At 53.5% G+C, this 12,333-nt stretch carries 8 protein-coding genes and 1 tRNA gene; 6 read left to right on the top strand and 3 right to left on the bottom strand.

Annotation, left to right across the window (positions count from 1 at the left end; translation table 11 throughout):
* Both G462_RS24845 and G462_RS0120180 read left to right on the top strand, forming a co-directional pair.
* Nucleotides 1–74, top strand: a tRNA-Cys gene (locus tag G462_RS24845).
* A gap of 108 nt (nucleotides 75–182) precedes the next feature.
* Nucleotides 183–1,589, top strand: a complete 1,407-nt coding sequence (locus G462_RS0120180) for a cobyric acid synthase (RefSeq protein WP_035478588.1) — start codon at nucleotides 183–185, stop codon at nucleotides 1,587–1,589.
* A 21-nt stretch (nucleotides 1,590–1,610) separates the two neighbouring features.
* Here G462_RS0120180 and G462_RS0120175 read toward each other — a convergent pair whose 3' ends face one another.
* Entirely contained in the window at nucleotides 1,611–2,573 is a 963-nt protein-coding gene (locus tag G462_RS0120175; RefSeq protein WP_026960576.1) for a TAXI family TRAP transporter solute-binding subunit, read from the bottom strand.
* Between the two features lie 409 nt (nucleotides 2,574–2,982).
* On the opposite strand from G462_RS0120175, the gene G462_RS0120170 reads away from it, so the two are divergent.
* Nucleotides 2,983–4,818: a glycerophosphodiester phosphodiesterase gene (locus G462_RS0120170; RefSeq protein ID WP_026960575.1), complete on the top strand. Its 1,836-nt coding sequence runs from the start codon at nucleotides 2,983–2,985 to the stop codon at nucleotides 4,816–4,818.
* Nucleotides 4,819–4,828: 10 nt separating this feature from the next.
* Here G462_RS0120170 and G462_RS0120165 read toward each other — a convergent pair whose 3' ends face one another.
* Nucleotides 4,829–5,722: a LysR family transcriptional regulator gene (locus G462_RS0120165; protein ID WP_026960574.1), complete on the bottom strand. Its 894-nt coding sequence runs from the start codon at nucleotides 5,720–5,722 to the stop codon at nucleotides 4,829–4,831.
* A gap of 63 nt (nucleotides 5,723–5,785) precedes the next feature.
* Complete coding sequence (locus G462_RS0120160) at nucleotides 5,786–6,544, bottom strand: YciK family oxidoreductase (protein WP_026960573.1); 759 nt, start codon at nucleotides 6,542–6,544, stop codon at nucleotides 5,786–5,788.
* Nucleotides 6,545–6,679: 135 nt separating this feature from the next.
* Between G462_RS0120160 and G462_RS0120155 the strand changes: the two genes are divergently transcribed.
* The 3 genes from G462_RS0120155 (at nucleotide 6,680) to glnS (ending at nucleotide 12,134) form a co-directional block, all read left to right on the top strand.
* A complete protein-coding gene (locus tag G462_RS0120155; protein ID WP_035478585.1) occupies nucleotides 6,680–9,136 on the top strand; it encodes a VolA/Pla-1 family phospholipase in 2,457 nt (818 codons plus the stop codon).
* Nucleotides 9,137–9,249: 113 nt separating this feature from the next.
* Nucleotides 9,250–10,275, top strand: a complete 1,026-nt coding sequence (gene sohB / locus G462_RS0120150) for a protease SohB (RefSeq protein ID WP_026960571.1) — start codon at nucleotides 9,250–9,252, stop codon at nucleotides 10,273–10,275.
* A 191-nt stretch (nucleotides 10,276–10,466) separates the two neighbouring features.
* Nucleotides 10,467–12,134 (top strand): glutamine--tRNA ligase, encoded by a 1,668-nt coding sequence (gene glnS / locus G462_RS0120145; RefSeq protein WP_026960570.1) that lies wholly within the window; start codon nucleotides 10,467–10,469, stop codon nucleotides 12,132–12,134.
* The last annotated feature ends 199 nt before the right edge of the window (nucleotides 12,135–12,333 follow it).

Raw genomic sequence — 12,333 nt, 5'->3', positions numbered from 1 at the left:
GGCGGAATGGCAGAATGGCTATGCAGCGGATTGCAAATCCGTGGATCTCGGTTCGACTCCGGGTTCCGCCTCCATCTTACTCTCTCTTAAGAATCCTATATCTTCCCAATCGATGACAACTTTTTGAATTTATTCAATGAGTTCGCTATGGTTCGCGGTAACGTGTAACCTTGCTTCAAGCTATGTCTAACAACAAACCTATCATGCTAATGGGCTGTACCTCGGATGCCGGTAAGTCTTGGATTGCAGCGCTGCTGTGTCGCCGGCTGGTTCAGCGGGGTGTCGATACCGCACCATTCAAAGCCCAGAATATGAGTAACAACGCGGCGGCCACCGACGATGGTGGCGAGATTGGCCGCGCGCAGTACCTGCAAGCGCAAGCGGCCAAGGTCGCGGCTACTACCGATATGAATCCGGTGTTGATCAAGCCTCACTGTGACACCCAAGCGCAAGTGATCGTGCAGGGCAAACGGGTCGAGGATATCCATGCCCACGCCTGGCATGAACGCAAAGCGATACTGTGGCCTGCGGTTGAGAGCAGCCTCACCCGGCTTCAATCCAAGCATCAGCAAATCGTGATTGAAGGTGCCGGTTCACCTGCTGAGGTAAATCTGCGCAAAAGCGATATCGTAAACATGGAAGTGGCCTTGGCCTGCAAGGCCGATGTGTATCTGGTGGTAGATATCGACCGTGGTGGTGCCTACGCCCATTTGCTTGGCACCATGCAGTGTATGAGCGAGCAAGAACGGGCATTGGTTAAAGGCTTCGTTATCAACAAGTTTCGCGGTGAACAGGCGCTGCTGGATGATGCCAACCGGTGGATTGAGCAGCAAACCGGCGTGCCGATTGTTGCGGTGATCCCCTATACCACTAACCAACTGCCGGAAGAAGACAGCTTTAAGCACCGCCATAGCTGGCGTGCCAAGCAGTTAAACGTTGCCTTAATTGCCTATCCTTTTGCCTCCAACCTCGAAGAGTTTGACCCGCTGTTCTATCAAGCCGGCGTCAATATTGTACCGGTGACCCGTTATGAAGCACTTGGTGATTTTGATGCGGTGATACTCCCCGGTGCTAAGCAGGTGGGGGTAGCACGTCGCTTCTTAAGCGACACCGGCCTGAATACGGAGATAGCGCAGTTCGCTGCGAGCGATAAGCCATTGCTAGGTATTTGCGGTGGAATGCAGCTATTGGGCGGTGCGATCCGCGATCCCCATCAGATAGAGGGCGGCGACGTTAGCGGCTTGGGCCTGTTGCCCATCGAGACCGAGCTTACGCCAAGTAAAACTACTGAAAAACGGCAAGTTGCGTGGCAGGGGCATACGCTGCAAGGCTACGAAATCCACGTAGGCAGCTCTGTCACCACCTCTAAGGCTGAGGCCTATATTGAAGAGGGCACCGGTTGGCAGCAAGGCAACATAGCAGGCACCTATCTGCATGGCTTGTTCGAGAATCAGGTGTTTACCCAAGCGTGGTTAGGTCAGCTTGGCTGGAGTGGTGTAGCAACCGATTGGCAGGCACACCTCGACCAAGAGTTGGACCGCTTGTGCAGCCTGCTAGAAAGCCAGCTAGATGCGATTATCGACCGTTAAGCTGCAATTGAAGTGGCTGGCCTAACGCCAGCCATGTTCACGGTAGTAACGCAGTGCGCCGGGATGAAGTGGCGCAGAGAGTCCCACCTTCACCATCTCCGATTCACTCAGTTGTGCCAGAGCAGGGTGCAGGCTGCGAAGATAATCGAGATTTTCCATTACCGCAGCGACAAAGTTGTAAGCGGTTTGCTCGGACATATCTGAGGTCACCACCAAGGTGGCACTTACCCCAAGTGTAGAAACACTGGTTGGATTACCCTGATAGATCCCGGGGGTGATGGTAACCGGGCGGAAATAGCTGTACTCCTGAGTGAGTGAATCAATCACGCTCTCCGGAAACGACAGCAAGGTAGAGTCGCACATAGTGGTGGCTTGGTCGATAGACACATTGGGATGGCCGACCACGTAAGCCACCGCGTCGACTTTACGGGTGCATAGGGCACGGCTTTGCTCGTCAGGCTTGAGTTCGCTAAGGGCCACTTGCGGTGGTTCCAGCCAACCGAGCGAGTCCATAATCAAGCGCATAGTGGTGTGCTGGCCCGAGCCAGAAGGGCCGATATTTACGTTCTTGCCTTTGAGATCGAGCAGCGTGCTTAGCTCGAGGTCTTGATGGGCCAATAAGGTGATGGCTTCAGAGTGAAGCGACATCAGCGAGCGCATCTTGCTAAAGCGCTCTTGCTGAGCAAAGCTATTGCGGCCCCAATAGGCCTGCCAATGAATATCCGACTGAACGATGGCCAAATCAACTTCACCCTTGAGCAAGCTTGAGACATTGTCGATGGAGCCGCCGGAGCTTTCCGCGGTACAACTGATTTTGCGTTGGGTCTGGTTAACTTCCATAAGCCGACACAGGGCGTTCCCGATGGGGTAGTAAACACCGCTGACGTTGCCGGTACCCATGAACAAATACTCATTAGCTTTGAGTGGGGTAGCGAGCAGTAAAACGGAGGCTATCAGCAGTGAAAAAACGCGAGGAGCCAGCATGTCTATCCTTATGTTGTTGACGGCCATGTTGTTTTACCTAATTTCACGCGCATCTGTCTACATTGTTAACAATATAAACTCAGTTTTGTGTTCCGCACTTTGCTTTGATTTGCTTATACCAATCCATATAGGTAAGTGAACAGAGAATGCGCAGGGAAAATCATTTAGGACGAGGAAGCGCTTGCCGTGACTAGTGGGCTAATTACAAAAGGGTTGACGCTGTCATCAATGATTTTAACCAGCAAGAATGAGCAGTTACCTATATGGATTGGTATTACTATTAAAAGGTTTGTGGTGTTGCTACTATCAGTCTCCGCATTTAACGAGTTATCCCACATGACGAGCGGTGAGCACCTACGCGCTGCCTTTGTTCACTCACCGAATCTGTTCAATCATCGAATCTTGCCTTATGAACTTTCGCCGAATTAGACATTTCTTCCACTACTTTTATCTCAGCCTGAAACACCGCGGCGTCGCGTTGTTTGCCGGCTTCGTGTCAGTGCAATCACTGTGGTTGTTAACCATGGCGCCGCTCACGCTGGCTGTAAGCGGTGGGCTGCTGAAGCTATATGGCGAAGGCAGCGTGGCCAATGAGGACCTGCTGGGCTTCTTCTTGTCTCCGCTTGGTTATCTGTTGGCAACATGGCTGGTGGGCATGAGCTTGTTTGGCGCATTTTGCCAGCATGCGGTGTTCGTGCTGTTACTGGCGCAGCATGATCACAAGCGCAAGTCCGTCTCCCAAGCGATTCAGATATGGCTGGGCAGGGCGTGGCTGATTGCACGTTTCGCGCTGCTGCAATCTGCGATGCTGATGGGTGTGGCCTTGTGTTTGCTGTTCTTGGGGCGTGCATTGTTTGGCTTACTATTGGCCGATTGGGATATCAACTTTTACTTAGATCAGCAGCGCAGTTCGTTGTGGTTGTATGTGGGCGTGTTAAGTGTAGTAGGGCTGCCCGTCGCAGTTTGGCTGCTGCGTCGCTGGCTTAGTTGGTGGTTGGCATTGCCGTTGGCGGTGTTAAGCCGCGAGCCGCTGCTGCAAATGCTTGGCACAGCCAACCAACTAAGCAGAGGTTATCTCAAGCAAATATTCGGGTTAAACCTTAGTTGGCTGTTGCTCCGAGCGGTGATCTACTCATCGGTAATTGCCAGTTATGTATGGGTGATCCGCTGGCTTATTAGCTGGATCAGCCCCAGTGATGAGCAGTTGGTGGGGGTGTTCCTACTGGTAGCATCGATGCTGCTAACGGGTTACCTGCTGAGCTTTATCGATTCGCTGCTCTATGCGGCGCTACAGTATTACTATTTCCGGATCCAGCGCCGCCGTACGCGAGCGATTGGTATTAATCAGCATCAAGACCTGCTCCGCGAAGAGCGCCGGGTGCCCGTTTTGGTGCGTTATGTCATGCTGGCCGGTTTTGTCTTGGCTTCGTTTCAGGTGGTCTCCACCAACCGGGATATGCTCGGTTGGTTTAGTGAGGCCCGCAGCTTCGAGGTCATGGGCCATCGCGCCGGTGGATGGATGGCAGAAGAGAACTCTATGGAGGGGCTGCAAGCGGCGATTGAGCTGGGGCTACCCTCTACCGAGATTGATATTCAGTTGACTGCCGACGGTCGCATTGTGGTGATCCATGACCGCGATCTTGGCCGTCTTACCCGTAGTCCATTAGTGGTCAGTCAAAGCTCGTTGGCCGATATTCAACAAGCCTTTGTGCAGGCCAATAAACCAGCGCCCTTGCCCTTTGAAGACTGGTTGGCGGTTGCCGAAGGGCAGATCAAGCTAAACATCGAACTCAAGCGTTACGACGACTCACTGGCACTGGTGGATGCTTTGTTGGAGATGCTGGTGGGCTACCCGGATCGGGTGATCATCAGCTCGCTGGATACGCAGCTGTTGGAGTACACCGCTGAGCGCATGGTCGAGTTCCCCCTCGAACATACCCCGCTATTGGCGCTGATTGAAGCGGCCAGTATCGGCGCTAGCCCGTTTAAACAGCAGCGCGACATGTTGATGGTCAGCCAGCGTTGGCTTAGCCCCTTGAGCCTGCTCGCCAGTAGCCAAGCACAGCAAAAGGTCTATGTGTGGACGGTAAACCAGCCTAGCGAAGTGGAGCGTCTGTTCTATCTGGGCGTGGATGGGGTGATCACCGACGACCCGGAGATGGTGTTGGAGACGATGGATCAGATCCGCGAGCGTAGCGAGCTACAACACGCGGTGAACGCCATGCGCCACTGGCTAAGCTTCTAGCGCGGTTGCTCTAACTAGATTGCTCAAGCAATAGCTGCTTCAAGCGTTGACCCGCTGGCCCGAGTTGCTCAGGCTGCGGGGCAACCAGATAGGCAGATAGGCGGGTTATCGCACCGCCTTGTACCTTTAACACCTTGTAGTCCCCAGTTGCTACCTGCGCATCGGCTAGGTGGTTTGGCACCCAGGCAAAGCCTATTCCTTGCGCCAGCACCTCAAGCACCGCTTCAAAACTCTCCACGGTCCAGCGCTGTTCGGCGAGCAACCAGCCGCGAGAAGGCAGCGGTTTCGAGCCAGTCTCTGCAACCACTAACTGCAGTTCTTGGCTTAGTTCATCGATGCTAAGGGACTGATCCACACTGGCAAGTGGATGGGTGCAGTGGGTGATAGGGATGAGGTCGATATAGCCGAAAAACTCACCCAGTACCCCTTGCGGCAAGGTGGCGGTAATCACCAAGTCCGCTTTAGCTTGCTCTATGGCTTCAACCGTGCCCGACAACACTGTTTCCATCATTCGAACCCGCGTGCCGCGACACTCCGGTAAGAAGCGCTTGAGCGCTTTGATGACTAAAGCGCGCGATACCACCTTGTCATAGGCAATAGTGAGCTGTGGCTCCCAACCTTGGCCGAGGTTAGTAGCTAGCTGTTCCAGCTCGTGCACACCGTCGGTAAGTAGTTTGCTGCGCCGCAGCATCACTTCGCCTGCTTCGGTGAGCTGAGCTTTGCGTCCAACGACTTCTAACAGTTGAATACCGAGCTGGCTCTGCAGCTTAGCCACGGCGTGGTTGAGAGAAGATTGGCTCTTGCTGAGTTTATCTGCTGCTTGCGCGTAGCCCCCATGCTCTACGACTGCCTGAAAAATCCGCCATTGCTCAAGAGTAGATTTAGCGCGCGGGCTGGTAGACATAAGCATTCACCTCAGATGGTGTGGGAAGCAGAAAGCCGAGCTTATGGCCCGGCTCTGAATCAGCTATTTGGGCTGGGCGTCCAGGCTTTGGCCGGTGACCTGTTCGCTGTCGTCGCTCATCAAGTACAAGTAGGTGGGCATAATGTCCAGCGGGGTCTTCAAGGTCATCGGATCTTCGCCCGGGTATGCGGTAGCGCGCATTAAGGTGCGGGTCGCGCCGGGGTTAATGCAGTTAACCCTGACCCCAAGCTTTTGATACTCATCGGCAATTGTCTGCGACATGCCCTCAATGGCAAACTTAGAGATTGCGTAGGTGCCCCAATACGCGCGGCCCTTTTTGCCCACGCTGGAGCTGGTGAAGATCAGTGAGGCTTTGGCGGATTTTTGCATCAGCGGCAGCAGTGCTTGGGCGAGTAGGAACTGGGACTTTACATTCACCTGCATGATCAGGTCCCACTCATCTTCTGGGATCTGGTTAAACTGGCCGAGCACGCCAATATTGGCGGCGTTAAGCAAAGCGCCATCGAGTCGACTAAACTGGCTCTCTATGGTGGCCGCCATATCCAGATAGTTCTGGCGGGTAGCCCCTTTTAGATCGAGGGGCACAATCGCTGGCTCTGGTGCACCAGCGGCCACAATTTCATCGTAGACCTGCTCGAGCTTAGCCACTGTGCGACCGAGCAAAATCACCGTGGCCCCCAGGCCCGCATAACTGAGTGCTGCTTGCTTACCGATGCCATCACCGGCACCTGTGACCAAAATCACTTTGTCTTTAAGAGAGTTATCAGCGGCTTGATAGAGGTGGGGGGCGATCGGGTGCATATCCTTCCTTAGTTGTGCACTAGAGCACAAACTTTAAACAAATGTTTCAATCACAATACCACTTCTGGTTCGACCTGTTAAATTAATGTAAATGCAATGTGCATGTTACGTGAACAGAAACAGAAGGAATTGCTAATGTCGTTTACTACGAAGGCTGCCGGTAGTCTCGCGATTGCCCTGAGTTTGGGGTTGAGCGGATGTGGAGGCAGCGATTCGCCGTTTGATTTCGAAGATGATACCACGCCTGTCGCGCCCCCCTCAGCAAAAATCAGCTTCGATCCGTTGGCCGGAGTGGTCTCCACGCCGAACAATCTGTTGTTCTCTGGCAGCTTAGATGGAACGGTTAACTTGCCCGACGAGGCGGCGTTAACCATGGCGGCGCAGTATCAGGATGTGAGTGTGGTACTCGGTGCGTTGGACGGCTGGCAGTTGTCGGTGCCAATCTCTATCCCACTGGCCTACGGTGAGCACGACGCAGATTACGACGAACTAACCCACTCGGCATTAGACGAAACCACCTTCCCAGCCGGAGTGATGCTGTATAAGGCGCGGGTGTCAGGCTTTGCCGACGACTGCAGTGACGTAACCGAAAACGGCGGCAGCTTTAGTGCCGGCCAAACCTGTCGCATCGACGAAGCCCTGAGCTATGGCGAGGACTTTGTAGCCAGCTTCTCAGGCGGCGATTTGGTCATTGTACCCCTTAAGCCTTTCGATGCGGCGAGCTCCTACCTAATAGCACTGAACGCTGATCTGATGGATCTGGCCGGCGCATCGGCGCATGCTTCAGAAGCCTATGAAGAGCTGGCAACGGCCTCATTGGCGGAGCTAAGCGGCACTGCATTGTCCATCGCCTCGCTTATCCAATGGGATAACGGCCTGCTGGCGGCGGAAGGTGTTAGTGATGTTATTTATACCGCCACCTTCACCACTCAATCATCCAATGCAGTGCTGGACTCAGTGGCTCAGGTATACGATGGCATGGCGGCGATGAGCGCCTTAACCATGCCGGCGCTTACTGCCACCGGCTTGACCGCAGCGGATATCGCCACCACTTATCTAGGCGCCAGTACGCCAAGTATGGCGGCATCGATGTACTACCAAACCACCTTAAGCGCGCCGTACTATCTATCTGATCTTGCAGCGCCAACCCCCACCGACGTTAACGGTTGGGCGCAGGCGCAATCGGACAGTCCGGTTGCAGTGCTGCAACTGCTAGCAAGCAATGCAGACTTTGCCGATCTTGCCAGTGCCAGCGGTTTTGCTGCGCAAGCGACTGCGCAGGGTTTTGACCCTACCGCCGTGCTAACCGCTGCAGGCTCGGGCGATACAGCCACTGCCGCCGCGCTGCTAGCCGCCTCGGGGCTAACCGGCCTGACCTATATGAACGAGAGTGGTGACTCGGTACCGGTCGATTTTGCCCGTCACCTAACCGCTTACAACCCGGTTCCCGAGGTGAAAAGCACCGCAAGCCTAACTGTCGATGTGTATCTCCCGGATACCAGCATTCTTACAAGTTTGACTATGCCGGCGGGTGGTTGGCCTGTAGTGGTTTTCCAGCATGGCATCACTACGATTAAAGAGATTACCTCGGCAATTGCGCCGGCTTACAATGCTGCAGGGTTTGCCGTAGTGGCGATTGATTTGCCCTACCATGGTTCGCGCGGTATCGATGTAGATATGGACGGAGTAGATGAGTTTAACGCCAGCACCACCTTTAGTGCGGTGCCAGCATGGGCAAACGCCGATGACTTGGTGTTTATGAACCTTGGCAGCACCTTAAGCATTCGCGATAACGTACGCCAAGCTGGCGCCGACATCTTGGCCCTGCGCGCGGCGTTGTCCAGCAGCGGTATCGCCCAGCTCGATGGCTCTAATGTGCATCTGGCCGGTCAGTCGCTAGGTGCGATGGTCTCTATCCCCGCAGTTGCGACGGCCAACAACTACACCGCAAGCTTTGGTACTGACTTTAGCTTTACCAGCGCAGGCTTTAGCGTACCGGGCCAAGCGGCGGCAGGGGTTATCGTAAACTCCGCCACCTTTGGTCCAGAGATCCAAGAAGGCTTGAAAGAGAACGAAGGCTACCTAACCCTGGTGGCTAACGGTTTGGGCTTTACCGGCGACGATGCGTTGACTCAGTTTGAGGCATACCGCGAAGCCAATCCAGAGGCTGCTGAGTTTCTCATCGAGGCCAACTTCCCAGCCTTCCTAAGTGTGTTCTCTGGTGTGGTACAGAGCGTGATTGATGGAGCCGATCCATTGGCTCATGCCAGCCGCATTACTAGCCCAGTATTGCTGCACGAAGTGGTCGGTGATGGCGCCGACAATCTGAGCGATCAAACCATTCCGAATAATGTTGCTGGCCAGCCTCTGGTGGGCACTGATCCACTTATTACCAATTTTGGTTTGCCCACCACTGAGGTAACAGCATCGGGTAGTCACGCGGTGCGCTTTAGCAAAGGTATTCACGGTAGCTTGATATCTACCGCGGGAGGCATAGATGTTACCACCGAGATGCAAACTCAAATGGCCACCTTTGCCGCTACCGGAGGTACAACGGTGCTGATTAGCGCTAGCAGCGTTATCGCCCCGTAGTTTACCACCCACGTTAAACCAAGCACTTAAAGCCCGCGTTTGCGGGCTTTGTCGTTTTGGAGTTGCATGCTGGCTGTGGTACAACAGAGCAGATAATTAAAAAGGAGATACTTTTGGAATTTCTTATCGAATATGGTCTGTTTTTAGCCAAAGCCCTTACCGTACTGGTTGCACTGGTGGTGCTCATTGTCGTTATTGCCGCGAGCTCGAACCGTCAACGTCACAAAAGCGGTGAGCTTGAGGTGAAAGATCTCTCCAAGGCCCACAAAGAAGGCGTCGAAAAACTGCAGCAAGGTTTGCTGAACAAAGAACAACTTAAAGCGCAAAAGAAGAAGCTTAAAGCCGAGCAAAAAGCTGCTAAGAAAGAGAAAAAAGAAGAGAGCAAACCCAAGCTGTTTGTGATCGACTTTAAAGGCAGCATCGATGCCAAAGAAGTGGCGGGTCTGCGTGAAGAAGTCAGCTCGGTGATCGCGATTGCCCAAGAGGGCGACGAGGTATTGCTGCGTCTGGAAAGCGGTGGCGGTGTCGTACATGGGTATGGTCTGGCTGCCAGCCAACTTACCCGCTTGCGCGATAAGGGCATTAAGCTAACCGTTGCCGTAGATAAAGTTGCAGCCAGCGGCGGCTATATGATGGCCTGTATTGCCGACAAACTGATTGCTGCGCCGTTTGCGATTGTCGGTTCGATCGGTGTGATCGCCCAGATCCCTAACTTCAATAAAGTGCTCAAGCGTAACGATATTGAATTCGAGCAGATCACCGCCGGCGAGTACAAGCGTACCCTGACCATGTTTGGTGAGAACACCGACGCTGCCCGCGATAAGTTCCGCACCGAAATCCAAGAAACCCACGAGCTGTTTAAAGACTTTGTGCAAAGCAACCGCCCACAGCTGGACTTGGCGAAAGTTGCTACCGGCGAGCACTGGTTCGGCAAGCAAGCGCTGGATCTGGAGCTGGTGGACGAGCTACGTACTAGCGATGATTACCTGATGGACAGCTACGCCGATCATCAAGTGATCCAACTGCAATACCACGGCAAGAAAAAACTGGCAGAGAAGCTTTCTCAAGCGGCCAGCAGTGGAGTAGAGCAGGGCGTCAAACAGGTTACTCAAAGCTCGCTTTGGGATTGGACCAAGTAAGCCCTTCGCTTATTCAGTCAAACAGCGCCCAAGGGCGCTGTTTTTGTAACGATTGCTCGCTTTGGGTGGGCAGATAATCGGCAAACGCTCACCTGAGCCTATCAACATCCTTGCCAGCCCTTGTCACAGTCAGCTAATTCAGCGAATATACTCCAATTAAATTCTGTAGTTACGAGATAGGTAGGCTTGCGATGAGTGAGGCGGAAAAACGCCCTAGCAACTTTATTCGTCAAATTATTGATGAAGACTTGAAAACCGGGAAGCACACCAGTGTTCACACCCGTTTCCCACCTGAACCCAATGGTTACTTGCACATCGGTCACGCAAAATCGATCTGCTTGAACTTTGGCATCGCTCAAGACTACCAGGGTCAATGTAATCTTCGCTTCGACGATACCAACCCTGAGAAAGAAGACATCGACTACGTAAACTCCATTCAGCAAGACGTGAAATGGCTTGGCTTCGAATGGAGCGGTGAGGTGTGTTACTCCTCGGGTTACTTCGACCGCTTGTACGGCTATGCCATCGAGCTGATCGAAAAAGGCCTGGCGTATGTGGACTTCCTGACTCCGGAAGAAGCCCGCGAATACCGCGGCACCTTGAGCGCGCCGGGTAAAAACAGCCCATACCGCGACACCCCGGTGGAAGAGAACTTGGCGCTATTCGAGAAGATGCGAGCTGGCGAGTTCAAAGAAGGTGAGTGTAGCCTGCGCGCCAAGATCGACATGAGCTCAAGCTTTATGTGCATGCGCGACCCTGTACTGTACCGGGTTAAGTTTGCTCACCACCACCAAACCGGTGACAAGTGGTGCATCTACCCGATGTACGACTTCACCCACTGTATCTCAGATGCTATCGAGGGGATCACCCACTCGCTGTGTACCCTGGAGTTCCAAGACAACCGTCGTCTGTACGACTGGGTTCTCGAGAACATCAGCATCGAGTGTCAGCCTCGTCAGTACGAGTTCTCTCGTCTGAATCTGGAATACACCCTGATGTCGAAGCGTAAGCTGAATGCATTGGTGGTCGACAAGCACGTCAATGGCTGGGACGACCCACGTATGCCAACCATTGCCGGTCTGCGCCGGCGTGGCTACCCAGCAGCATCTATCCGCGAGTTCTGTAAGCGCATTGGCGTGACCAAGATGGAAAACATGGTCGAGATGCCAATGTTGGAAGCCTGTGTGCGCGACGAGCTAAACGAGAACGCACCTCGCGCCATGGCCGTGCTTGAGCCGCTGAAAGTGGTTATCGAAAACTACCCAGAAGGGCAGGTCGAGCAAGTCGAAGGGCCGTTGCACCCAAGCAAAGAAGAGATGGGTTCACGGATGATGCCATTTAGCCGTGAGCTATTTATTGAGCGTGATGACTTCCGCGAAGAAGCGAACAAGAAGTACAAGCGCTTGGTACTCGGCAAATCGGTACGCCTGCGTAACGCCTATGTGATTACCGCCGAGCGCTGCGACAAAGACGCCGACGGCAACATCACCACCGTGTACTGCAGCTACAACCCCGATACCTTGGGTAAAAACCCAGAAGACGGCACCAAGCCAAAAGGTGTAATCCACTGGGTAGCGGCAGAGGGCGCAGTAGAGGCCGAATTCCGCTTGTACGACCGCCTGTTCACCGTGCCAAACCCAGCTGCTGAAGAAGACTTCACCACGGTGCTGAACGATGAGTCTTTGGTGGTGCTTAAAGGTGTGGTTGAGCCTGCGCTAGTAAACGCTGAAGCCGAAGTGGCCTATCAGTTCGAGCGTCAAGGTTATTTCTGCGCTGACAACAAAGACAGCAGCAAAGACAAACTGGTATTTAACCGTACCGTCGGTCTGCGCGACAGTTGGGCCAAAATCGCTGGATAAGCGTATACAAGTCTGACGTAAAACCAAAAAAGTAGCTCCCTAGTTAATTAGTGTGAGCTACTTTTTACTATCTGCGGGTCTGTTATGGGCACCAGATAGCAGTAATACCAATCTGGATAAGTTAATGATCAGATATTGCGCAGGGAAAATCATTGAGGACAAGGAGGCGCTTGCCGTAACTAGTGGACTAATTACAAAA

Origin of the sequence: Aliagarivorans taiwanensis DSM 22990, assembly GCF_000429505.1 — a bacterium.
Lineage (GTDB): Bacteria > Pseudomonadota > Gammaproteobacteria > Enterobacterales > Celerinatantimonadaceae > Aliagarivorans > Aliagarivorans taiwanensis.
This window is presented reverse-complemented; position numbering and strand designations above follow the sequence as displayed.